This is a genomic window from Micromonospora sp. NPDC003944, assembly GCF_053605225.1.
In genome coordinates this window covers 42,890-66,457 of record NZ_JBSGIV010000018.1, presented here as the reverse complement: position 1 = coordinate 66,457, position 23,568 = coordinate 42,890, and the positions used below count along the sequence as shown (strand labels likewise).

Annotated in this window: 18 protein-coding genes and 1 pseudogene; 13 read left to right on the top strand and 6 right to left on the bottom strand. The window is 73.2% G+C overall.

Going from position 1 to position 23,568, the window contains the following annotated elements:
* Nucleotides 1–4: 4 nt before the first annotated feature.
* Both ACWER9_RS11890 and ACWER9_RS11885 read right to left on the bottom strand, forming a co-directional pair.
* The gene (locus ACWER9_RS11890) at nt 5–1,003 is read right to left on the bottom strand and encodes an alpha/beta hydrolase (RefSeq protein WP_452301817.1); all 999 of its coding nucleotides are present in this window, start codon (nt 1,001–1,003) and stop codon (nt 5–7) included.
* Between the two features lie 230 nt (nt 1,004–1,233).
* Nucleotides 1,234–1,653 carry an HPF/RaiA family ribosome-associated protein gene (locus ACWER9_RS11885; RefSeq protein WP_452301816.1) on the bottom strand — a complete coding sequence of 140 codons (420 nt, stop codon included), beginning with the start codon at nt 1,651–1,653 and terminating at the stop codon, nt 1,234–1,236.
* Between the two features lie 305 nt (nt 1,654–1,958).
* Between ACWER9_RS11885 and ACWER9_RS11880 the strand changes: the two genes are divergently transcribed.
* The 3 genes and pseudogenes from ACWER9_RS11880 (at nt 1,959) to ACWER9_RS11870 (ending at nt 5,640) form a co-directional block, all read left to right on the top strand.
* Nucleotides 1,959–2,732 (top strand): single-stranded DNA-binding protein, encoded by a 774-nt coding sequence (locus ACWER9_RS11880; RefSeq protein ID WP_452301815.1) that lies wholly within the window; start codon nt 1,959–1,961, stop codon nt 2,730–2,732.
* A 206-nt stretch (nt 2,733–2,938) separates the two neighbouring features.
* A pseudogene (locus tag ACWER9_RS11875) lies at nt 2,939–3,922 on the top strand (cobalamin biosynthesis protein); the annotation flags it as partial.
* 176 nt (nt 3,923–4,098) lie between these two features.
* Nucleotides 4,099–5,640, top strand: coding sequence for a cobyric acid synthase (locus ACWER9_RS11870; RefSeq protein ID WP_452301814.1), 1,542 nt, complete (start codon nt 4,099–4,101; stop codon nt 5,638–5,640).
* A 562-nt stretch (nt 5,641–6,202) separates the two neighbouring features.
* On the opposite strand, the gene ACWER9_RS11865 is transcribed toward ACWER9_RS11870, so the two are convergent.
* Nucleotides 6,203–6,604, bottom strand: a complete 402-nt coding sequence (locus ACWER9_RS11865) for a rhodanese-like domain-containing protein (protein ID WP_145785474.1) — start codon at nt 6,602–6,604, stop codon at nt 6,203–6,205.
* A gap of 291 nt (nt 6,605–6,895) precedes the next feature.
* Here ACWER9_RS11865 and ACWER9_RS11860 point away from each other — a divergent pair, with 291 nt between their 5' ends.
* The 5 genes from ACWER9_RS11860 (at nt 6,896) to ACWER9_RS11840 (ending at nt 12,065) form a co-directional block, all read left to right on the top strand.
* The gene (locus tag ACWER9_RS11860; RefSeq protein WP_452301813.1) at nt 6,896–7,510 is read left to right on the top strand and encodes a uridine kinase family protein; all 615 of its coding nucleotides are present in this window, start codon (nt 6,896–6,898) and stop codon (nt 7,508–7,510) included.
* 67 nt (nt 7,511–7,577) lie between these two features.
* On the top strand, nt 7,578–8,723 hold the full coding sequence (locus tag ACWER9_RS11855; RefSeq protein WP_452301812.1) for a M48 family metallopeptidase: 1,146 nt from the start codon (nt 7,578–7,580) through the stop codon (nt 8,721–8,723).
* A 36-nt stretch (nt 8,724–8,759) separates the two neighbouring features.
* The gene (locus ACWER9_RS11850; RefSeq protein WP_452301857.1) at nt 8,760–10,103 is read left to right on the top strand and encodes a M20/M25/M40 family metallo-hydrolase; all 1,344 of its coding nucleotides are present in this window, start codon (nt 8,760–8,762) and stop codon (nt 10,101–10,103) included.
* Nucleotides 10,104–10,180: 77 nt separating this feature from the next.
* Nucleotides 10,181–10,387: a hypothetical protein gene (locus ACWER9_RS11845; protein WP_030333429.1), complete on the top strand. Its 207-nt coding sequence runs from the start codon at nt 10,181–10,183 to the stop codon at nt 10,385–10,387.
* Nucleotides 10,388–10,472: 85 nt separating this feature from the next.
* Complete coding sequence (locus ACWER9_RS11840; protein WP_452301811.1) at nt 10,473–12,065, top strand: ATP-dependent DNA ligase; 1,593 nt, start codon at nt 10,473–10,475, stop codon at nt 12,063–12,065.
* A gap of 8 nt (nt 12,066–12,073) precedes the next feature.
* Here the strand turns inward: ACWER9_RS11840 and ACWER9_RS11835 are convergent, their stop codons facing one another.
* Entirely contained in the window at nt 12,074–12,895 is an 822-nt protein-coding gene (locus ACWER9_RS11835) for an SURF1 family cytochrome oxidase biogenesis protein (protein WP_452301810.1), read from the bottom strand.
* Between the two features lie 206 nt (nt 12,896–13,101).
* On the opposite strand from ACWER9_RS11835, the gene ACWER9_RS11830 reads away from it, so the two are divergent.
* The gene (locus tag ACWER9_RS11830) at nt 13,102–14,505 is read left to right on the top strand and encodes a cobyrinate a,c-diamide synthase (protein WP_452301809.1); all 1,404 of its coding nucleotides are present in this window, start codon (nt 13,102–13,104) and stop codon (nt 14,503–14,505) included.
* Nucleotides 14,502–15,071 carry a GNAT family N-acetyltransferase gene (locus tag ACWER9_RS11825; protein ID WP_452301808.1) on the top strand — a complete coding sequence of 190 codons (570 nt, stop codon included), beginning with the start codon at nt 14,502–14,504 and terminating at the stop codon, nt 15,069–15,071. Before ACWER9_RS11830 ends, ACWER9_RS11825 begins: the two co-directional genes overlap by 4 nt.
* Nucleotides 15,072–15,103: 32 nt before the next feature.
* On the opposite strand, the gene ACWER9_RS11820 is transcribed toward ACWER9_RS11825, so the two are convergent.
* Complete coding sequence (locus tag ACWER9_RS11820) at nt 15,104–17,233, bottom strand: transglycosylase domain-containing protein (protein ID WP_452301807.1); 2,130 nt, start codon at nt 17,231–17,233, stop codon at nt 15,104–15,106.
* Between the two features lie 121 nt (nt 17,234–17,354).
* Here ACWER9_RS11820 and cobC point away from each other — a divergent pair, with 121 nt between their 5' ends.
* Genes cobC through cobA form a run of 3 tightly spaced genes read left to right on the top strand, consistent with a single transcriptional unit; the run spans nt 17,355 to nt 20,915 of the window.
* The gene (cobC, locus tag ACWER9_RS11815; RefSeq protein ID WP_452301806.1) at nt 17,355–18,422 is read left to right on the top strand and encodes an Rv2231c family pyridoxal phosphate-dependent protein CobC; all 1,068 of its coding nucleotides are present in this window, start codon (nt 17,355–17,357) and stop codon (nt 18,420–18,422) included.
* The gene (gene cobT, locus ACWER9_RS11810) at nt 18,422–19,513 is read left to right on the top strand and encodes a nicotinate-nucleotide--dimethylbenzimidazole phosphoribosyltransferase (RefSeq protein WP_452301805.1); all 1,092 of its coding nucleotides are present in this window, start codon (nt 18,422–18,424) and stop codon (nt 19,511–19,513) included. Before cobC ends, cobT begins: the two co-directional genes overlap by 1 nt.
* Nucleotides 19,514–19,553: 40 nt before the next feature.
* A complete protein-coding gene (gene cobA, locus ACWER9_RS11805) occupies nt 19,554–20,915 on the top strand; it encodes a uroporphyrinogen-III C-methyltransferase (protein ID WP_452301804.1) in 1,362 nt (453 codons plus the stop codon).
* 83 nt (nt 20,916–20,998) lie between these two features.
* Here the strand turns inward: cobA and otsB are convergent, their stop codons facing one another.
* Entirely contained in the window at nt 20,999–23,563 is a 2,565-nt protein-coding gene (gene otsB / locus ACWER9_RS11800) for a trehalose-phosphatase (protein WP_452301856.1), read from the bottom strand.
* Between the last annotated feature and the right edge of the window lie 5 nt (nt 23,564–23,568).

Genomic DNA, 23,568 nt, shown 5'->3' with positions numbered 1-23,568 from the left:
CCGATCAGCGCGGGGAGGTCGCCGCCGCACCTGACGCGTCGGCCGGGGCGGTGGGGCCGGCGGCGAGGAACGCCTCGGCCCAGCGGCCCACCTCGTCGAAGACCTTCTTGCGCACGGCGGGGCCGGAGAGAGTGAGGTCGTGCAACCCGCCGTCGAAGCGGGCCAGGGTGACGTGGCGGCCCAGGCGGGGCGCGTAGCGGACCATGTGCTCGACGTCGAGGACGGCGTCGGCAAGGGTCGCGTTGTCGTGCCACTTGGTGCCCCGGAAGGAGCGGGTCGAGCAGGCCAGCAGCACCGGCACCTGGATGTCCAACCCGGCACGGAGTCGACGTTGCCCGGTGCGGATGGCGTTCAGCCAGCCCGCCCGGACCGGGAACCCGGCCAACGGCTTCCACTCCAGGTCGTAGGTCCACTCGCCGCGGTGGTCGGAGTGGATGCTCTCGCCGTACACCGTGCCCAGCCCGAACGGGAGGATGCGGTGCGGCGCCCTGCGGCCCAGCCGGGACACGGCGGCCGCGAGGGGTCGACGGACCGCCCAGGGGGCGTTCAGGTCGAAGAAGGGACTGTTGAGGACCAGGCCGTCGATGGTGCCGGTGTCGCGGCGGGCGTCCGCCCAGAGCGAGAGGATCAGGCCGCCGGTGGAGTGGCCCATCGTCAGCAGGGTGTCGTGCCCGTCGTCCTTGCGGATGATCTCGGCGGCGGCGTCCAGCTCGGGGAAGTAGTCGCTGATGTCGCGGCAGAAGTTCGGGGTCTGGGCCGGGAGCAGGCTGCGACCGTATTTACGCAGGTCGAGCGCGTAGAAATCCCAACCTCGCTCGGCGAAGAAGTCGGCCAGGTGAGTCTGGAAGAAGTAGTCGACGAAGCCGTGCACGTAGAGCACGGCCCGTCCGGTGGGGCGCTCGGCCCGCCGCCGGACCAGGGTCGCCACGACCGGGCCTTCGTCGTCGGTGCCCAGGTCGATCGTCTGCCGCTCGTACGGCGGCCCCAACACGTCCGGTTCCACGAACGCGACGCTACGCCGCCGCCCTACCGAGCGGTAGCCCACGCCATCCCGGCGATGCCCTGCCCCCGCCCCGCGCCCGGCTCCCCGCCCTGCCCCCTGCCCCCGCCCCGCCCCCGCGATCTTGCACTTTCTGTCCCGGCATATAGGGCGATTGCCGCTGTTCGGCGTTCGAAAGTGCAAGATCGCGGGGCGGGGCGGGGCGGGGCGGGTGGGGCGGGGCGGGGCGGGGGTCAGGCCGTTTCTGCGTCGGCGCGGAGGGTTGGGTTCTCGGGCTCGTCGGCCTCTACCTGCGGCTGGGGGACGTCGCGCAGGTGCTTGTTGTGCCGGGGCTCCTGGCGGGTCTTGGCGTCGTTGAGCCGCCGCCGCAGGTCGTCGCGGACGTCGTTGAGGGCGGCGTGCAGATCCTCCTCGCCGGAGGTGGTGACGATCTTCTGCCGACCGGCGATCCAGCACTCAAGCGTGACCTTCTGCCCGCGTGCCTCCCGGTCCTTCACCGACACCTCCAGCTCGGTGGCATCAGCGTGGAAGCTGGCCAGCCGGGCGTCGAGGGTGGCGAACTGCTCAGCGATCCAGTTGCGGTCACCCTGAGAGAACCCGGCGCCCACCCGCAGGCACTCAGCCACGGTGGCCGGGTTCGCCGCGGCGCTCATCGCTGCGCCCCGGAGGCGTTCGCGGAGTCGATGGTAGTGATCGTCATGGCGCTGACCTCTCGTCGACGTGGAGCTGTCGGTGGTGCGTTGATCAAGTCCTTACCCAGTAGGGGCGGCGGGGGAAACCGTCGACGGCGGGTCGGGCGAGTCGGGCCTACCACATCCGGGCGTGATCAGGGCGTTGTCCACAGGTGGGTTCGTCATCCACAGGCCGGGGACGGGCGCTCGACCGAGACGCTCCCGGTGTCGAAGCTCGGTGGCGAGTCGACTCGCGCTGGCAGGCCCCCGATCCCCCTGGAGGGATGATGTTCGACACTTACGTGACAATCGTCGGCAATGTGCTGACCACGCCCGAGTGGCGGCGTACGACCCAGAGCAACACTCTGGTGGCCAACTTCAAGGTTGCCTCCACCGCCCGCCGACTCGACCGGGACAGCGGCCGATGGGTCGACGGCAACTCGCTGCGCGTCCGCGTCAACTGCTGGCGCAAGCTCGCCGAGGGGGTGGCCGCCTCCGTCATGGTCGGCGACCCGGTGGTGGTCTGCGGGCGGCTCTACACCCGCGACTGGACCGACGACGCCGGCAACCACCGCACGCTCTACGAGCTGGAGGCGGTCGCCGTCGGCCACGACCTGTCCCGGGGCCGAGCCCGGTTCCTGCGCAACCGGCCGAGCATGACGACCAGCACGGTGGAGGACGCGGAGGCCGAGAGTCGGGTGCACGGCGAACCCACCGAGCCGGTTCCCGCCGGGCAGACACACGTGCTGCCCGATGACCGGCCGCTTGACGACGACTTCGAGCTGCCCGACTACACCGAGCTGCGAACCAGCCCGTTCGGCGCCAGCCCGTTCGGCACCGTGCCGGAGGACGACGGCTCCCCGAGCGGCGGGCAGGCCGGGCCGGCAAGTGTCCCGCGGGACCTCGACGACGAGCTGGCGCCTCCCCCCGAGGCCGAGAACGGCAACGCCGACGCTGACCTGGACATCGAGTTGGGGCCGATGCCCGACGAAGGCCAGCCGGAGCCGGCGCAGCCCGGTCGAGGGCGGCGTGGTCGGGGCCGGATCCCGCAGCCGGCCTGACCGATCGGCACGCCACGGCACGACGGGGGCGGGATGGCGGCGTGACAAGCGTCGTCACCCCGCGTGACGGCCGTCGGCGGGGAGGGCCTGCCGGCTCGCTCCAGTGGTTCTCGTCGCGGGTGCGGCATCGTGGGGCTGGGCCGGCTCCCGGGGTGCTCGTCTAGGCTGGCCGGCCGGGGGTGGTGCGGGTGCGACGGACAGCGCCGATGGCGAACGCGGTGGGGCTGCTGGCCGGGTACGCACTGGACAGGCTGCTCGGCGACCCCCGCCGGTGGCACCCGGTGGCTGGCTTCGGGCAGGCCGCAGGCGCGCTGGAGCGCCGCCTCTACCGGCCGGACCGAACGGCGGGTACGGCGTTCACCGCGCTGGCCGTCGGAGGGCCGGTGCTGCTCGGGGCGGTCGCCGCGGCGGCCACCCGGCACCGGCCGGTGACCCGGGCCGTGCTCGTGGCAGCCGGCACGTGGAGCGTGCTCGGCGGTCGCACGCTACGGCACGAGGCGACAGTCATGGGTCGTACGCTGCGCGACGGTGATCTGCCCGCTGCCCGGCGACGCCTCGGTCACCTCTGCGGACGGGATCCGTCGACGCTCGGCGAGTCGGAGCTGGCCCGGGCCACCGTCGAGTCGGTCGCCGAGAACACCTCCGACGCGGTCGTCGCCCCGCTGCTCTGGGGTGCGGTCGCCGGCCTGCCCGGGTTGCTCGGCTACCGCGCGGCGAACACCCTCGACGCGATGGTCGGGCACCGGTCGGCGCGTTACGCGCGGTTCGGCACCCCGGCTGCTCGTCTTGACGACGCGCTCAACCTGGTGCCGTCCCGGCTGACCGGGCTGCTCACCATCGCCGTCGCACCTGTCGCGCACGGAGACCGGCAGCGCGCCTGGCAGGTGTGGCGGAGGGACCGCAACGACCACCCGAGCCCCAACGCCGGGCAGTGCGAGGCGGCGATGGCAGGTGCGCTCGGGGTCCGCCTCGGTGGCCGTAACGTCTACTTCGGGCGCTCCGAGGTGCGGCCGTTCCTCGGCGACGGTCCCCGCCCGGAGGCGCGGCACCTGAAGCGGGCCGCCCGGATCTCCGGAGCGGTGGGGCTTGCCGCCGTCGGGCTGGCCGCCGCGTACCCGGTGACCCTCGGCCGGCTGGTCGGCGCGGTGAGCAGACGAGTGTTGCTCGACGCCGCCGATCGGCGAGGGCGGGTTGCTGCGGGCGGCGTGCACGGGCTTGCTGGCGGGCGTGGGCTGGCTGGCGGGCGTGGGCTGGCTGGCGGGCGTGGGCTGACTGGCGGGCGTGGGCTGGCCGGTGTGCGTGGGCTGGCTGGCGTTCGGCCTGTCGGAGCGGACGAGGGCGTCGGGGCGCGGCGGGGGAGCGGGCGGTGAGCGGCGGGCTGCTCGTGGCCGGCACGACCTCAGACGCCGGCAAGAGTGTGCTCACCGCCGGCATCTGCCGCTGGCTGCATCGGCAGGGCGTGAAGGTGGCGCCGTACAAGGCGCAGAACATGTCGAACAACTCGGCGGTGGTCGTCGGGCCGGATGGGCGTGGCGGCGAGATCGGGCGCGCCCAGGCCATGCAGGCCGCTGCGTGCGGGCTCGCCCCCGACCTGCGGTTCAACCCGGTGTTGCTCAAGCCGGGCAGTGACCTGGCCAGTCAGGTGGTGCTTCTGGGCGAGGCGGTCGACACGATCACCGCCGGCACCTTTCGACAGCTACGTCCCCGGCTCGCCGAGACCGCGTACGCCGCGCTGGCCGAGCTGCGCGAGACGTACGACGTGGTGATCTGCGAGGGCGCCGGCAGCCCTGCGGAGATCAACCTGCGGGCCGGTGACTACGTCAACATGGGGCTGGCCCGGCACGCCAACCTGCCGACCATCGTCGTCGGCGACATCGACCGGGGCGGTGTCTTCGCCTCGATGTTCGGCACTGTGGCCCTGCTCGACCGGGCCGACCAGGCGCTGATCGCCGGCTTCGTGATCAACAAGTTTCGGGGCGACCTCGGGCTACTCCAGCCGGGTCTGGACATGCTGCGTCAGGTCACCGGCCGCCCCACGTACGGGGTGCTGCCCTGGGCACTGGACCTGTGGCTGGACGCGGAAGACTCACTCGCCTACGGCCGGGTACTCGGCCGACCCGCCGCCCCGCACGGCAGCGAATGGCTGGACGTGGCCGTCGTCCGCCTACCCCGGATCAGCAACGCCACCGACGTGGAGGCGCTCGCCACCGAGCCCGGCGTCCGCGTACGCCTCACCATCGAACCGGCCGAGCTGGCCGCCGCCGACCTGGTCGTCCTGCCCGGTTCCAAGTCCACCGTCGCCGACCTCGCGTGGCTGCGCGAGACCGGCCTCGCCGACGCGGTGGCCACCCATGTGGCGGCCGGCAAGCCCCTGCTCGGCCTCTGCGGCGGTTTCCAGATGCTCGGCCGCGCCATCCATGACCCGGTGGAGAGCCGGCAGGGCAGTGTGCCGGGGCTCGGCCTGCTGCCCATCGAGATCACCTTCGACCCGCGCAAGACCGTCCGGCAGTCGGTGGGCAGCAGCCACGCCGGCCTTCCGGTGCATGGGTACGAGATCCACCACGGGTACGTGTCACACGCCGACCCCAACCTGCCACCTCTGCTGACCCGCGACGACGGTGTGGCAGAGGGAGCCGTGCTCGCTGCGGTGCACGGCACCCACTGGCACGGGGCATTCGAGTCCGACGAGTTCCGCCGGTGGTTCCTCACCGAAGCGGCTCGCCTCGCCGGTCGCAGCGGGTTCCGGGTCGCGCCGACCACCAGCTTCGCCGCCGCCCGGCAACGCTCACTCGACCTGCTCGGCGACCTCGTCGAGGAACACCTGGACACTGACGCCCTCTGGCGTCTCATCGAGACCGGCCCACCCGCGGGCCTCCCCTTCATCCCACCCGGCCCGCCGCCTTCCTGACGACCCGCCGAGCGGGCGGACCTCCGTCCCAAGGGGAGTGTGGGTCGGCGCGCAGGAGGGATGATCGTGCTCGATCCTTGTTGTAGTGGCCTTCTGGACGTCGGGAGGGGCCTTCTTCCTGGATCGAGCACGATCTTGACTCGGCCGCCCGGGTGGATGGGCGTGAGTAGGCGGGTGATGACGCTCCCGGCTCCCGGGCCCACCTCTGGCAGCCCCAGCTTGCGGTGACCGCGCCGAAGGTGGCCATGATCCGCGCACTTTCCCCGAAACTGCCGCCTCGCCCGGTCGGGAGGCAGCAGTTTCGGGGAAAGTGCGCACGGAGCTCAGCGTGGTGGGTTCCGTGGCTTCGGCGGGGTCGGTCGCGGGTTGTTTACCTTCCCGGGAGGGCGGTTCCTGGTTCGGCCGCGCGATCCGCCAGGCGTGCCGCGCGATCGGCCAGGCGTGCCGCGCGATCGGCCAGGCGTGCCGCGCGATCGGCCCGGCGTGCCGCGCGATCGGCCAGGCGTGCCGGGGCAGGGGCAGACAGGGCAGGGCAGATAGGGCAGGGCAGACAGGAATCGGATCAGGGGCGGATGTCGGCGGGGCGGTCGGTTGTGGGTAGACCTGCGGCGAGCCAGGCGTCCACGCCGCCGATCATGTCGGTGGCCCGGCGCAGGCCGAGGGTCTGCAGGCTGGCGGCGGCCAGACTGGAGCTGTAGCCCTGCCGGCACACCAGCACGATCTCCCGGTCGTACCCGGTGGCTTCCGGGATCCGCCAGGCGCTGGCCGGGTCGAGGCGCCATTCCAGTACGGTCCGGTCGATGACCACCGCGCCGGGCAGGTCGCCCTGTTCGCGGCGCTGCAGTTCGGTACGGGTGTCGACCAGCAACGCACCGCCGCGGACCGCCTCGACGGTCTGTTGCGGAGTCAGTCGGTGCAGCCCGGCGCGGGCCTGTTCGAGTAGGGCGTCTATACCGGGGCTCATCACGTCTCGGAGCACCACCCGATCATGCCGAAAGGGTGGCACCTCGAACGGCGAACGGGCTGCCCGTCACCCGTCGCCGCCCCAATTCCCCCGGACGTGACGGCGGCCGGCCAGGGCAGTCAGCCGGACGTGTCAACGTGGCCCGCCATGCCGCACCGATCACCGTGGTCGACGGCCGTCGCGGCATACTTCGAGTCGTGCGCTCGCGGGGTCGCGCGGCGCGGGGTCGCACCTCGCCGCGGCCCGCTGGACTCGGAGGTTGAGCTGGACCCGGAGACTTGTCGGTCGACCGTGGCGGTTGTCGAGGCGTACGCCGGATTGGCTCGTCGGGTGCTCGCGGGCCCGGCGCGGTTGGGGCGGACCCGGCTGGTGGCTGTCGACGGGCCGAGCGGCGCGGGCAAGAGCCGGTTCGCCGCGCAGCTCGCGGATGCCCTGGCGGGGCCGCTCGGCGGCCGGCCGCCGGTGGTGCACACCGACGACCTGCTCGACGGGTGGGACGACCAGGTCACCTTCTGGCCCCGGCTCGACGAGGGGGTGCTCGCCCCGCTGCGCGATGGGGAGCCGGGCGCCTACCGACGGTACAGCTGGGTCCGGCGGTGTTTTCTGCCCCGGCCGGTGCCGGTGCCGGTGGCTCCGGTGCTTGTGGTCGAGGGGGTGAGCGCCGCGCGGGCTGTCGTCCGGCCGGAGTTGACGCTCGCCGTGTTCGTCACCGCGCCCGCGTCGTTGCGGTTGGCGCGCGCGGTCGCCCGGGACGGGCCGGAGATCCTGCCCGAGCTGCGTCGCTGGCATGACGGGGAGCGGGCGCACTTCGCCGCCGACGGGACCGCGACCCACGCCGACCTGTTGGTCGATGGTGCGCCGGCACTGCCGCACGACGCGGACCGGTACTACGTGCGGCTGCGCTGAGTGGGCCATGGACGCCGGGCGGTGACTGCGGCACGATGCGGGGAGCTACGGCGAACGGGGAGCCACCATGACGGCAGCGGACGCGCCAGCGCGGCGTCGGATCACCCTCACCGGCATCAGCTCGCGGGCCTGGGAGCATCCGGCCGACCGGGGTGCCCTGGTCGCGTTGCGGGAGCTACGCGGTTTCGACGACGTGGTGCGGGCGTTCTTCGGGATGTGGAACGAGCGCGGTTTCCGGCTGTCCGTGCTGGCCTCCGGCATCCGGGTCGACCACCGGCAGTATCCGGCGGTGTGGCAGCGCTACACCGAGGCTGCGGCGGCGCTCGACGTGGCCGAGCTACCCGAGCTGTTCGTGACCCAGTCGCCCTGGTTGGGCGCCGAGGCGGTCGGCCTGGAGCGGCCGTTCATCGTGGTGAACTCCGCCTGCGTGCAGCAACTCGACGAGGACGAGCTGCGCTGCCTGCTCGGCCACGAGTTGGGGCACGTGGGCAGCGGGCACGCGGTCTACAAGACCATGCTCATGATCCTCACCAGGTGGGCGGCCAACCTGAGCTGGTTGCCGGTCGGCGCGATCGCGCTGCGGGCGATCATCGCGGCGATGTTGGAGTGGTGGCGCAAGGCGGAGTTGTCCGCCGACCGGGCCGGCCTGCTCGCCGGGCAGGACCCGGCCGCCGCGCTGCGGCTGTTGATGAAGCTGGCCGGCGGCGGCGACCTGTCCCAGATCGACACCACCGCCTTTCTGGAGCAGGCCGCCGAGTACGCCGGCGGTGGCGACCTGCGCGACAGCCTGCACAAGATCCGGATGACCGCGTGGAGCACCCACCCGGTGCCGGTGGCGCGGGCGGCGCAGCTGCGCCAGTGGATCGACTCCGGGGCGTACGGACGGGTGCTGGCCGGGGACTATCCGCGCCGGGCGGACGACGGCTCGACGAGCGTCTCGGAGGAGATCAAGGCGGCTGCCGAGTCGTACCGGGAGGAGTTCAGCCGGTCCACCGACCCGCTCGTCGGGTTGCTGCGCCGGTTGGGTGACGGCGCGAGTGACGTCGGCGAGTGGGTGGGCGGCACCGCCGGTCGGGCCCGTTCGTGGATGGATGCCGCCACCGAGGCGGCGGGCCGCGCACACCGCGCCGGCCGGGCCGCGCCGGGCGCGCGGGCCGGCGCCGGCCCTACGGACAGCGGTGACGGTACGGGCTCCGCCGGCACGCCCCGGTAAGGCCGGCATACGATGCCGGTCATGACCTCACCGATCATGTCCGAGTCCGAGGTGCGGGCCGCCGTCGAGCGGGAGATGCCTGGCGTACGGGCCGACCTGGAGCGCCTCGTCCGCATCCCCGGCATCGCCTTCGAGGGCTTCGACCACTCGCACGTGGAACGCTCCGCCGAGGCGGTCGCCGAGCTGCTGCGCGGCTGCGGCCTCGACGTCGACATCGTGCGATCCGGCGGGCAGCCGGCGGTGATCGGCCGGCGGGCCGCCCCACCCGGCGCACCCACCGTGCTGCTCTACGCCCACCACGACGTGCAGCCGGTGGGTGACCTGTCGCTCTGGGAGTCCGACCCGTTCGAGCCGGTGGAGCGGGACGGCCGGCTCTACGCCCGGGGCGCGGCCGACGACAAGGCCGGCGTGATGGCGCACGTCGCGGCGCTGCGCGCGTACGGTGACGCGCTGCCGGTGGGCGTGGTCCTCTTCATCGAGGGTGAGGAGGAGTACGGGTCCGACTCGTTGGAGCAGCTGCTGGCCGAGCACCGCGAGGAACTCACCTCCGACGTCATCGTGATCGCCGACTCCGGCAACTGGGACATCGGCGTACCGGCGTTGACCACCTCGCTGCGGGGCATCGTCAACTGCTTCGTCGAGGTGCGCACGCTCGACCACGCGGTGCACAGCGGCATGTTCGGAGGGGCCGTACCGGACGCGCTCACCGCGCTGGTCCGGTTGCTTGCGACGCTTCACGACGACGCCGGTGACGTGGCCGTGGACGGCCTGGTGGGCCGGGAGGGCGCCACCGTCGACTACCCGGAGGACCGGGTCCGGGCCGAGGCGGGGCTCGCCGACGGCGTGCAGTTCATCGGCACCGGCCGGATCACCGACCGGCTCTGGACGAAGCCGGCGCTTGCCATCCTCGGTGTCGACGCGCCGTCCACCGGCGAGGCGCCGAACGCCCTGGTCCCGGCCGCGAAGGCGAAGCTCAGCATCCGCCTCGCCCCGGGCGACGACCCCAAGCGGGCGTACGCGGCGGTGCGCGCGCACCTGGAGCAGCACGCGCCGTGGGGAGCGCAGGTGACTGTCACCTTCGAACACGACGGTGACCCGTGCGTGATCGACGCGTCCGGGCCGATGTTCGACGCTGCCCGTTCGGCCTTCCGGACCGCCTGGGACGGCACCGACCCGGTGGACATCGGCGTCGGCGGCTCGATTCCGTTCATCGCCACCTTCCAGGAGATGTTCCCGAAGGCGGCGATCCTGGTGACAGGTGTGGAGGACCCGCACGCCCGCGCGCACGGCCCGAACGAGAGTCTGCACCTGGGGGAGTTCGCCCGGGTCTGCCTCGCCGAGGCGCTGCTCCTGCGCAACGTGGCGGCGACCGGCAGTTAGGTGTCAGAACGGCAACTTTGGGCCTGATCTGGGAGTTTACGGCGTGTCGGATGGTCAGCTGTTATAGCCTTTCGTACATGAGTACGAACGAGGTGATGGCCCGGTTGGGGGCCGCTGTCAGCGCGCTGGGAGATGTCGATGTCTCCGCGTGGTCCGAGGACACGCTCAACGAACAGCTCGGTGAGCTCTCCGCCGCCCTGGTCGCCCTCGACTCGGTGCTCTCCCGGGTCGCCGGTGAGGTCCGCGCCCGAGGGTTGCGCATCGAGGAGCCCGTCAGCGCCTGATCCGTCGTCCGCGTGAGCGGGCGGCACCCTGCCGACACCGCCCGGGCACGGCAATGCCCGGGCGGTGTCGGAGGTGACTGGCAGGATGAGCTGCGTGCGGTTCCTCGATCTGGCAGCCACCTCCGCCGCCGTCGGTGCCACAAGCGGCCGACGGGCCAAGGTGGCGCTGCTCGCCGACGCGCTGCGCCGCCTCGACCCCGCCGAGGTCGAGCCCGGCGCCGGCTATCTCGCCGGTGAGCTGCGCCAACGGCAGACCGGCGTCGGCTACGCGAGCCTGCGTGACCTGCCGCCACCGGCAGCCGAGCCGACGTTGACGGTGGCCGCCGTGGACGCGGCAATCGCGCAGATCGCCGCCGTGCACGGGTCGGGCTCGCAGGCACGGCGTCGGGCGTTGCTCGGTGCCCTCTACGCGGCGGCGACGGCCGACGAGCAGCGCCTGCTCACCGGCCTGTTCAGTGGCGAGCTACGCCAGGGCGCCCAGGCCGGGCTCCTCGCGGACGCGGTGGCCCGGGCCGCCGAGGTCCCGGTGGCGGCGGTCCGCCGGGCGCTGCTGCTCGCCGGTGACCTGCGGGCGGTGGCGGTGGCCGCGCTGTCCGGAGGGGCCGCCGAGTTGGCCGGTTTCGGCCTGCGGGTCGGCCGCCCGCTGGCGCCGATGCTCGCGCAGAGCGCCCCCTCGGTCGACGAGGCGCTCGCCGCCACCGGCACGCCGGCGGTGGTCGACGTGAAGCTCGACGGCATCCGCATCCAGGTGCACCGCTCCGGCTCCGACATCGCCGTGTTCACCCGCAGCCTCGACGAGATCACCACACGGGTGCCCGAGGTGGTCGCAGCGGTCCGTGCCCTGCCCGGCCGGGAGATGGTCCTCGACGGCGAGGCGATCGGCCTGGACGAGACCGGCCGGCCACTGCCGTTCCAGCAGACGTCGAGCCGAGCCGCCCGACGCACCACCCCGAGCACCACCGGCCGCACACCTGTCGCCCCGGCGGTGCTCGCGGCCGCCGCCAGCACGGGCGCGACGGTGCTCACTCCGTACTTCTTCGACCTGCTGCACCTCGACGGCCAGGATCTGATCGACCTCCCCGGCCGGGAGCGGTGGGCCGCCCTGGCCGGTGCGGTGGATCCGTCGCTGCTGGTCGGGCGGATGGAGGTCGACGGTCCGGAGCAGGCCGGCGCCGCGTTCGCCGCCGCGCTCGACGCCGGGCAGGAGGGTGTGGTGGTCAAGGCACCGGACGCCCCCTACGACGCCGGCCGGCGCGGTGCCGCCTGGGTCAAGGTGAAACCACGGCACACCCTCGACCTGGTGGTGCTCGCCGTCGAGTGGGGCAGCGGCCGACGCAAGGGCTGGCTGTCCAACCTGCATCTGGGTGCCCGGGACGCGCGCACCGGCGACTTCGTCATGCTCGGCAAGACGTTCAAGGGGCTCACCGACGAGCTGCTGCGCTGGCAGACCGAGCGCTTCCTCGACCTCGCCGTGGAGCGCGGCGACTGGGTGGTCCGGGTCCGTCCCGAGCAGGTGGTGGAGATCGCCTTCGACGGGGTGCAGACGAGTTCGCGCTATCCCGGCGGGATGGCGCTGCGGTTCGCCCGGGTGGTGCGCTACCGCGACGACAAGTCGGCCGCCGAGGCGGACACCATCGACGCGGTCCGCGCCATCCACGCCGGCCGGGTGAGTGGCTGACGGTTTGGTCAGGCAGACGCGGTGGGCGTCGGCTCGGCGGCCCGGTCCAGGGGCGCCGCCGTGGTGCCGATGCCGGCGGCCCGCCGGGCCTCTCGACGGGCCACCCAGCCGTAACCGAACAGCGCCATCACCGCGAAGAGCCACCACTGCACGACGTACCCGAAGTTCTGCCAGTTGTTGGTGTGCCCGACCGGCACCGCCTTGAACACCGGATCGGCTGCCGGGGTCTGCTCGTCGAGCAGCAGGTAGGCGCCGTAGACCGGGTAGGGAAGCTCGCCGGCCAGCCGGGACACCCCGATCCGCCGGATCTCCAGCAGCCCGTCACGTCGGTCCACCGCGCCCGCGCCGCTCTCGGTCTCGTGCACCCGACCGACCACCGTCACGTCGCCGGTCGGCGCGGCGGGCACCGACGGCTTGGCGACCGCGCCACCGGGCGCCGGTGGGATCCAACCCCGGTCCACGAGCAGCGCCGTGCCGTCGGCGAGCACCAGCGGGGTGAGCACCTCGAAGCCGACCCGGCTGTCCACCGTCCGGCCACGGACCAGCACGGTGTTCGTGGGGTCGTACCGACCGGTGACGGTGACCCGGGTCCAGACCTTGTCCTCGGCGGGGGCCGGCCCGGCAGTCCCCGCGCCCCCGGTGGGCGCGCGCAGCGCGTCGGCGAGCGGCGCGGGAGCCATCCGCTGGCCCGCGTCGATCCGCTCGTTGACCTCGGTACGCCCCCGGTAGCGGTCCAGCTGCCAGTTGCCGAGGAACACCATGACCGCGGCGGCGACCAGGGTCAGCGCGAGAGCGCCCAGCCAGCGTGGGCTCAGCAGGAACCGGTACACGGCACCGAGGCTACTCGTATGACCGGCGCCACTGACCTGGACCGGGCCGGACCGCGCCGGGACCGGCGTCAGGGGCCCCGGCCAGGGCCGGATGGGCGGCCCCGGTTGGCGGTGCTCGCGCCTTCGGCCGGGCGGGTATCGTCACGCCGACGGATCGGCCTCGGTCGTCCCGTCGCGTACCCGCCGCCGCTCGCGAGGAGTCGATGATGACCGTCGTGCCGCGCCTGGTGCTCAGCGCGCCGTCCTCCGGGCACGGTAAGAACGCGCTGGCGATCGGGCTGCTCGCCGCACTTGCCGAGCGAGGGATGGACGTCGCCGGGTTCAAGCTCGGGCCGGACCACGTCGACGCCGCCTACCTCGGCCTCGCCGCCGGTCGGCCCGGTCGGGTGATCGACTCCCGGCTGGTCGGCGTCGACCGCCTCGCCCCGCTCGTGGCCCACGGCGCCGCCGGTGCCGGGCTCGCCGTGGTGCAGGGCAGCATGGGGCTGTACGACTCGGTCGGTGGGCGTCCCGAGCAGGAGTCCACGGCTGCGGCTGCCGCCGCGCTGCGCAGCCCGGTGGTGCTCGTCGTCGACGTGGCCGCGATGGGTCAGTCGGTGGCAGCCCTGGTGCACGGTTTCCGCTCGTACGACGAGCAGTTGTGGCTCGGCGGGGTGATCCTCAACCGGGTGGCCTCGTCGCGGCACGAGGCGTTGTTGCGCGAGGCGTTGGACGACGTGGGAGTGCCGGTCTACGGCGCGCTGCGTCGCCAGGACCTGCCGGCGGTGCTGCCGTCGCGGCGGCACGGCGTGGCCCCGGTGGTCGAGGGTTCGGCCGACGCCGTTCGTGCGGTCCGCCGGCTGGGTGAGGCCGTCGCCGCCACCGTCGACCTGGAGCGGCTGCTCGGGCTGGCCCGCTCCGCACCGCCGCTGCCGGCGCCGGCCTGGTCGGCCGAGGAGGCCCTCGGCGCGTTCACGCCCCCGGCGAACCGTCCGCTGGTGGCGGTGGCCGGAGGGCCGGGTGGCAGCTTCAGCCACCCGGAGACCGCCGAGTTGCTCCGGGCCGCCGGCGCCGAGGTCGTCGTCGTCGACCCGCTTCGCGACGAGGCGTTGCCGGTCGGCACCCGCGCGCTTGTCGTCGGCGGCGCGCTGCCCGAGGCGTACGCCGAGCAGTTGTCGGCCAACCGGCGGCTCTGCATCGCGGTGGCCGAGTTGGCACGGACCGGGCGTCCGGTGATCGCCGAGGGCGCCGGGCTGCTCTGGCTGGCCCGGGAGTTGGACGGGCTGCCGATGTGCGGTGTCCTGGACGCGGTCGGCGTCAGCCGTGACGGGGTGGTGGCCGGCTACCGGGAGGCGACCGCCCAGACCGACAGCGTGGTCGCCGCCACCGGCACGGTGCTGGTCGGGCACAAGGCGCACCGTGCCGTGCTCACCCCGCGCGCTGGTCAGCGCCCGGCCTGGAGCTGGGACGGCGGCACGCCGGAGGGCTTCGTCTGGCGCAACGTGCACGCCTCGCAGCTCACCCTGCACTGGGCCGGTCACCCGGGGACGGCCGCCCGGCTGGTCGCGGCGGCGGCGACCGACCCGACGAGCGAGGTGGTGCCCGCCCAGCCGGGCGGGGTGTCGGTGTGATCGGTCAGGTGGCGGTACGCCGATTCCCGGCGCTCACCGTCTCCACCCCGCGTACCGAGGTGCGTCAGCTCACGGCGGCCGACGCGGCGGCGGCCGGGGAGATCTTCGCCGACAAGCTGACCCGGCGTTGGCTGCCGCTGCCCGACGACTCCGGCCCGATCGACGGGCTGGCCTGGTGCACCGATCTGGCCCGGCAGCGGCGCGACAGCGGGGAGGGCGACCACTACGCGGTGCTCCGGCGGGAGGACGACCAGGTGGTGGGCTCGCTCTGGACCCGGCGCACCGACTGGGGCGCGCGCCTGACCGAGATCTCGTACGCGATGGCGGCACCCGCCCGGGGCTTCGGCTTCGCCGCCGAGGCGGTCGACGCGGTGGCGATCGCGCTGATCCTGGAGCACGGCTTCCAACGGGTCGAGCTGCGGGTGGCACCCGGAAACCTGGCCTCGCGCCGGGTCGCCGAGAAGGCCGGGTTCAGCTACGAGGGTCTGCTGCGCAACGCCGGTTTCGTCAGCGGCGGCCGAGTGGATCTGGAACTCTGGTCGTTCGTCGCCGCCGACCTGCGCTGAAACGCGCCGACCTGCGCTGGCTCTCGTGCCGGTCAGCCGACGATGGCGTCCGATGGTGGGGTGAACTGGCGGGTCGGGGTGCCCTTCAGGCCGTCGCGCAGGGTCTGCGAGACCGCTTTGATCGGGATTTGGGACTGCCCGTCACCGACGGCGTTGAACGGGTTGTCCGGGTCGGAGATGAAACTCGCCGCGGCCAGCTCCGGGGTGTAGCCCACGAACCAGGCGGACCGCGTGCTGTCGGTCGTACCGGTCTTGCCGGCCACCGGGCGTCCGACGGTGCCCCGCACGCTGTCGGCGGTGGACCAGCCGCCGCAGCTGCCGCGCGCCGGGGTGTCTCCGGTCGGGCAGCGGGCCGCGTCGGTGGCCGCCCGTGCCGCGTCCGCGTTGACCACCTGCCGGCAGCGTGGCTTGGCCACCTCACGGTGCAGACCGCCCGGGGTGGCGTACGTGGCGGGTGTGCCGTCCCGGTTCATGATCGCCTGCACCGGGATGGCCTCGCAGTAGCGGCCGTCGGCCGCGATGGCGGCGTACGCGTTCGCCATCTCCAGTGGGGTGGCGTCGGAGACGCCCAGGGTGAACGCGCCCCACTTCTTCGCCTTGGCCGGGGACGCGTGGTCCCGGTCGACGTCGGTGCGCCACCGCAGCCCGAGTTGCTCGGCCAACCGGACCGCCCGGTCCGCGCCGACCTTCTCCTCCAGCCACACGAAGTACGTGTTCACCGACTTGCCGAAGCCGGACCACATGGTCTGCTGACCGGACATGGCACCGCTGGCGTTGGAGGGCGCCCACCCGTCGTAGACCTCGGACCGGTAGCGGTGTGGGGCGTTGAACGAGGTGGAGAGGGGCATCCCGGCGTCGAGCGCGGCAAGCATCGGGAACATCTTGAACGTCGACCCGGCCTGGTAGCCCGCCAGGTCACCGCCGCCGAGCAGTGGTGCCACCGTGTTCGGGTAGTTGGCCTTCACCTTCGGTCCGGCCTCGGGGTTGGAACTCTGCGGGTTCTCGGCCAGGTCCAGCGAGTACGTCCGGTTCACCGCCATCGCCTTCACCCGACCGGTGCCCGGCTCGGAGACCACGATGCCGTTTGCGAACGGGCTTCCGGTGGCGTCCTTGGACCCGACGTTCTTCTCCGCAGCCTCCTGGACCTTCGGGTCGAGGCTGAGCACGATCCGGTAGCCGCCCCGGCGCAGGTTGTCCATCCGTTCCAGCCGGTTCGCCCCGAACGCGGGCTGTGCGCTCCACCAGTTCTTCAGGTAGTCGCAGGCGAAGCCCCAGCTGTTGTACTTCTCGGTGACCGCGGCGCAGTCGTGCGGTGGGGTGGTCAGCTTGAGCCGGATCGGCTCGGACTTGGCCGCGGTGGCCGAGTCGGGGGAGAGGTAGCCGAGTTGGCTCATCCGGTCCAGCACGTAGTTGCGCCGTCCGGTGGCCTCCTTCTGGTCGGAGTCCGCCGGGTCGTACTCGGAGGGGGACTTGACCAGTCCGGCGAGGGTGGCCGCCTCGACCGGGGTGAGGTCCTTCGGGGTCTTGGAGAAGAAGATCTCGCTCGCCGCGTAGATGCCGTATGCCCGGTGCCCGAAGTACGCCGAGTTCAGGTAGCGCTCCATGATTTGTTCCTTGCTCAGCTCCTTCTCCAGGTCCAGCGCCATCCGCATCTCCTTGACCTTGCGGATGCTTGTCTGCTGGGTCGCCTCCTGCACCTCCCTGGGCGTGGTCGCGCTGTCCCGCAGGGCCATCCGGACGTACTGCATGGTCAGCGTCGACGCGCCCTGGGACCCGCCGGAGCGGGCGTTGGAGACGAAGGCTCGGGCCACGCCCTTCGGGTCGACGCCGTGGTGCTGGTAGAAGCGGGAGTCCTCGGCCGCCACGATCGCCTGCTGGATGTTCGGCGACATGTCCGACAGCTTGGTGTACTGCCGGTACTCCTCGTAGAACATGGTCAGCACGGTCTTGCCGTCGGGGGCGTAGAGGTACGAGGTCTCGGCGGGCAGGGCGGTCTTCAGCACCCGGGTCTTCTGGTCCACGGCGTGTGCGGTGGCCTTCGCGCCGAGCCCGGTGAGGGCGACCAGCGGGTAGGCCACGGCGGCGATCACGATTCCGGCGATCAGCCCGGCGCGGAGGAGAGGGACGAGTCGACCAGCGGCAGCAAGGGGTCGGTTGCTCACAGGGTCAAGTTATGACATTTCCGATACGTGCATGAGAAGAACTCTTAAACCGGCGAGTGGTGACGCGGCTTACGCCGAGATCGTCTGTCCCACCGGCCGCCTTCCCGGCAGGATCGCGGACATGTCCGAGCCGACGGCCGATTGCGAGGCCGACCTGACGCACCACGGCGACGCGGAGGCCACCGCAGGCCTGATCGACCTCGCCGTCAACGTCCGTCGGGCGCGACCTCCCGCCTGGCTGGCCGACCCGATCGCCGCGACCCTGACCGACCTGGCCCGCTATCCGGACCCGGCGCCGGCCCGCGCGGCGGTCGCCGCCCGACACCGCCGTCACCCGAACGAGGTGCTGCTCACCGCCGGTGCGGCCGAGGGGTTCGTGCTCATCGCCCAGGCGCTGCGCGGCGTTCGCCGCCCGGTGGTGGTGCACCCCCAGTTCACCGAGCCGGAGGCGGCGCTGCGGGCCGCCGGTCACCGGGTCGAGCGGCTGCTGCTCGACGCCGCCGACGGCTTCCGGCTCGACCCCGCCCGGGTGCCCGCCGACGCCGACCTCGTGATGATCGGCAACCCGACCAACCCGACCTCGGTGCTGCACCCCGCCCAGACGGTGGCCGCGCTGGCCCGCCCCGGCCGGGTGCTGGTGGTCGACGAGGCGTTCGCCGACACCACGATCGCCCCCGGGCACCCCGGCGAACCGGAGTCGCTGGCGCAGCGTCGCGACCTGCCCGGGCTGCTCGTCGTCCGCAGCCTCACCAAGACGTGGGGTCTGGCCGGCCTCCGGATCGGCTACCTGCTCGGCGCTGCGGAGCTGCTGTCCCGGCTGGCCGCCGTCCAACCGCTCTGGGCCGTCTCCACGCCCGCGTTGGCGGCCGCGTCGGCCTGCGCCAGCCCTGTCGCGGTCCAGGCCGAACGCGCGATCGCCGTCGCCCTCGCCGCCGACCGCGACCACCTGGTCGCGCGCCTCACCGACCTACCCGGTGTACGCGTCGTCGGCCGGCCCGCAAGCGCGTTCGTGCTGCTGCACCTGCCCGGTGCCACAGCGATCCGGGCTGCCCTGCGCGAGCGCGGCTGGGCGGTGCGCCGCGGCGACACGTTCCCCGGCCTCGGCCCAGACTGGCTGCGGGTGGCGGTACGCGACCGGCACACCACAGATGCGTTCATCGACGTACTGCGCGAGATCATGGAGGCATGATGCTGGAGACCACGATCGCGGCCATCCGCCCGGCGGACGAGGCGGCCATGGCCGCCGCCCGGGAGCTGCACGGCCGGCTGACCAAGCCGGCGGGCTCGCTTGGCGCACTCGAGGAGCTTTCGGTACGCCTCGCCGGCCTGGCCGGAGCCTGCCCGCCACCGCTGCCCGAGCCGGCCGCGGTGGCGATCTTCGCGGGCGACCACGGGGTGCACGCCCAGCGGGTGAGCCCCTGGCCGCAGGAGGTCACCGCGCAGATGATCGGCAACTTCCTGGCCGGCGGAGCGGTGGTCAACGCGTTCGCCCGCCAGGCCGGCGCCTCGGTCACCGTGGTCGACGTCGGCGTGGCCACCCCGCTGCCGACCGCCGAAGCGGCCGTGCCCGACCCGGCCGTGCTCGATTCCGCCGCGCCTCGGCTGGTTGTCGCGTCGGTGCGCCGTGGCACCCGCGACCTCACGGTGACCGCCGCGCTGACCCGGGACGAGGCGCTGGCGGCGGTGCAGACCGGCATCCGGATCGCCGACGAGCTGATCGACGCCGGCGCCGGCATCCTGCTCACCGGCGACATGGGCATCGCCAACACCACCCCGGCCGCCGCGTTGATCGCCGCGTTCACCGGCGCCGACCCGCTCGACGCCACAGGTCGGGGCACCGGGGTCGACGACGCGACGTACGCGCACAAGGTGGCGGTGGTGCGGGCCGCGCTGGCCCGGCACACACCCGATCCGGCCGACCCGCTGGGGGTGCTTGCCGCCGTCGGTGGCCTGGAGCACGCCGCCCTGGCCGGGTTGGTCCTGGGGGCGGCTGCCCGCCGTACGCCAGTGCTGCTGGACGGGGTGATCGCGGTCTCGGCCGCGCTCGCCGCCGCCGCGTTCGCCCCGGCGGCGGTGGACGCCATGGTCGCCGGCCACCGTTCGGCCGAGCCCGGAGCCACGGTGGCGCTGCGGCACCTCGGCCTCGACCCGTTGATCGACCTGGGGCTACGCCTCGGCGAGGGCACCGGAGCGCTGCTGGCGCTGCCCGTGGTCACCGGCGCGGTCCGGGTGCTGCACGAGGTGGCCACCTTCGACTCCGCCGGGGTGGCCGAGAAGTGACCACCCGCAACGAACTCGCAGTCCACCTCGGTGGTGCGGCGTGACCTCCAATCCGTACCCCCTCGGTCTGCGGCTGGACGGCCGGCGGGTGGTCGTGGTGGGTGGCGGCGCGGTCGCCACCCGGCGGGTACCCGCGCTGCTTGACGCCGGTGCGGACGTCCTGCTGGTGGCCCCGGAGCTGACCCCGGCGTTGCGCGCGCGGGCCGACGCGGGCCGGCTGCACTGGGTGCCGCGCCGGTTCGTGCCCGAGGACCTCGACGGTGCCTGGCTGGTGCAGGTCGCTGTCGACGACCCGATGGCTGCGGCTGCGGTGAGCGCCGTCGCCGCCGAGCGACGGATCTTCTGTGTCCGGGCCGACGACCGCACGGCCGCCACCGCCTGGACTCCCGCGGTGACCCGGCACGGCCCGGTCACCGTGGCGGTGCTCGGCGGCGGTGACCCCCGTCGGGCGATGACCGTCCGCGACGCGATCCGCGATCTCCTCGCCGTGCGCCTGGCACCGGACGGGGCCGCTCCGACGCGGGGCCGGCCCGACCCTCCGGCCGGTGCGACAGGTGGGCCCGACGTGCTCGGCGCTGACGGCACGGCCTGGGCGGCCCGCGCGGGTGGTGCGACCGACTCGGGTGGCGCGAGCAGCACGGCTGGCGCGGGCCCTGGACGGCAGGCCGGGCGGGTGGCGCTGGTCGGGGCGGGGCCCGGTGACCCGGAGCTGATCACGGTCAAGGGTTGGCGGCTGCTCACCGAGGCCGATGTGGTGGTCGCCGACCGGCTGGTGCCCGGGCTGCTCCTCGACGAGCTGCGCCCGGACGTCGAGCTTGTGGACGCCTCGAAGATCCCCTACGGCCCGTCCCGGGAACAGGAGGAGATCAACCAGATCCTGGTGGACCGCGCCCTGGCCGGTGCCTTCGTGGTGCGGCTCAAGGGTGGGGACCCGTACGTCTTCGGCCGGGGCGGCGAGGAGTTGCTGGCCTGTGCGGCGGCCGGCGTGCCGGTGACGGTGGTGCCCGGGGTGACCAGCTCGATCGCCGCGCCGGCGGCGGCCGGGATTCCGGTCACCCATCGGGGGGTCGCGCACGAGTTCACCGTGGTCTCCGGGCACGTGGCACCCGACTCGCCGGCTTCGCTGGTGCGCTGGGACGCCCTGGCGGGCCTACGCGGCACGCTGGTGATCCTGATGGGGCTCAAGAACCTCGCCGCCATCACGGCCACCCTGATCGCGCACGGCCGCTCAGCGGAGACGCCGGCCGCAGTCGTCCAGGAGGCCACGACGGGCACCCAGCGGGTCCTACGGTCGACGCTTGGCCAGGTGGCCGCCGACCTGCTCGCCGCCGACCTGCGCCCACCGGCTGTCGTCGTGGTGGGCGACGTGGTGCACACCCTCGACGAGGGCCCGCACTCATGATCAGGTGATGAGAAGTAGTTCCTCGGGGACGATTCCGAGCTACTTCTCATCACTCGATCATGGGACGGCGGCGAGCTGTCGAACTACTGCTTGAGCATGTTGTCCAGCAGCAGGGCACAGCGGATCAGGCCGAGGTGGCTGTACGCCTGCGGGTGGTTGCCCAGACCGCGCTCGGCGAGCGGGTCGTACTGCTCGGGGAGCAGCCCGGTCGGGCCGGCGGTCAGCACCATCTGGGCGAACAGCTCTTCGGCGTCGGTGCGGCGGCCGGTGCGCAGGTACGCCTCGATCAACCACGCCGTGCAGATGTGGAAGCCGCCCTCACGGCCGGGCAGGCCGTCGTCCCAGTGGTAGCGGTAGACGACCGGGCCGCTGCGCAGGTCCGCCTCGATCCGCAGGACCGTGGACAGGAAGCGCGGGTCGTCACCCGGGAGCAGGCCGGAGAGCCCGATCCAGAGCGACGAGGCGTCCATGTCCTCGTCCCCGTACGCGACGCTGTACGCCTCGACATCGGAGTGCCAGCCGTGCTCCAGCACGTTGGCACCGATCCGGTCGCGCAGGTCCTTCCACTCGGGCCGGTCCTCGCCGCCGTGCTCGCGCATGACGTGCAGCGCCCGGTCGACTGTCATCCAGCACATCACCTTGGAGAAGACGTGGTGCCGGGGTGGCAGCCGAGCCTCCCAGATGCCGTGGTCGGGCTCGTGCCAGCGGCGGCGGACCGCCTCGACCATGTTCTCCAGGACCCGCCATTCGTCGTCGCGGACCGAGCCGCGGGCGTCGGCGACGGCCGCGATCAGGTCGGCGATCGGGCCGAAGACGTCCAGTTGCAACTGGTGGTTGGCGAGGTTGCCGACCCGGACCGGCCGGGAGCCGGCGTACCCGGGCAGCGTGTCGATGACCGCCTCGGCGCCCAGCTCGTAACCGTCGATGGTGTAGAGCGGGTGCAGTCGTTCCGGGTGCCCGCCGGTGCGCTCGATGCAGCCGTCCACCCAGCGCAGCAGCGCCTCGGCCTCCTCGACGGAGCCCAGGTCGACGAGTGCGCGGGCGGTCAGCGCGGCGTCGCGCAGCCAGCAGTAGCGGTAGTCCCAGTTGCGGACGCCGCCCAGCTCCTCGGGGAGCGAGGTGGTCGCCGCCGCCAGGATCGAGCCGGTGGCTTCGTGGCAGAGCCCGCGCAGGGTGAGGGCGCTGCGCGCGACGAGGTCACGGGCTGTGGACGGCAGCCGCAGCGAGGCCACCCAGTCCTTCCACGGCTGCTCGGCGGCGGCCTGCCGCTCGTGGATCGGCACCCGGTGGTGCTCCAGGCTGTGCGTGCCGAAGCGCAGCTCCAGCACGACCTGCCCACCGGCGGCGGAGAGGTCGACGACCGCCTTTGCGGTCTCGTACCCGCCGTCGTTGCCGACCTCCCACTGCACGCCGGGGGAGTAGAGCGCGACCGGCTCGTTGGAGCCGAGCACCAGCAGGCCGTCACCCAGCGGCTGCAACTGGACGGCCACCTGACCGAACTCGGGCCTCGGCGCGAACTCCACAGTGGCCTTGCCCGCGCCGGTCAGCACCCGGACGAGTGTCGAGTCGCCGGTGATGACCGCCGGGCTGTCGTCCGGGGTGGTCTCCCGGGCCGGCTTGTCCAGCCAGTCGGTGACGGTGAGCCCGGACCAGCGGGTCTCCACGGTCATCGTGCCGGACCGGTAGCGCTGGCCGAGCGGGATGCCGCCGCGTTCGGGGGCGACGCTGAAGTGACCGGCCGGGCTGCCACCGACCAGATCGGCGAAGATCGCCGCCGAGTCCGGTTTGGGGTGGCAGAGCCAGCTCACCTTCGCCTCGGGCGTGAGCAGCGCGACGGTACGACCGTTGGCGAGCATGGAGTGCCGCTCGATCGGCACCGCCCGCTCGCCGAACAGCCAGTGCCGGCGGGTCTCCAGCAGCAGCGCCAGCGCGCGGGCGGCCTCCAACGGGTCGGCCACCCGGTAGTCGGCCTGGGTGTCACCAGGGCCGATCTTGATGCCGAGGTCGGGACCGTGCAGGTGGCCGAACGCGTTCTCGTCGGTGATGTCGTCGCCGATGAACAGCACCGCGCTGGAGGCGAGCTGGGTCCGCAACTGGTCGAGCGCGGTGCCCTTGTGGGTGGCCACCACGGAGAGCTCGATGACCTCCTTGCCCTGGGTCACCGTGACGCCGTCGAAGGTGGCCGGACCGTTGCGGACCGCCTCGATCGCCGCGGCGGCCACCTGCGGGTCGACCCCGCGGGTGTGCACCGCGACGCTTGCCGGCTTGCGTTCCAGCCGGATGCCCGGGTGCTTGGCGGCGATCTCGCGCAGCGCGTTGCGGACCTCGGTCCGCACGGCGACCAGCTCGGGGGAGAGCCGCTCGACGAAGCCGATGTCGAACTCGGAGCCGTGGCTGCCGACGAGGTGCACCTCGCTCGGCAGCCGGGAGAGCGCGGCCAGGTCGCGCAGCGCCCGACCGGAGACCACCGCCACGGTGGTCTGCGGCAGCGCGGCGAGCGCACGGACCGCGGCTACCGACTCGGGCAGCGGGACGGCGGTGCTCGGGTCCTCCACGATCGGCGCCAGTGTGCCGTCGTAGTCGCAGGCGACAAGGAGTTGGGGGACCCGGGCGATCCGCCCGATGGCGGCACGCAACTCAGGGTCCATGACCC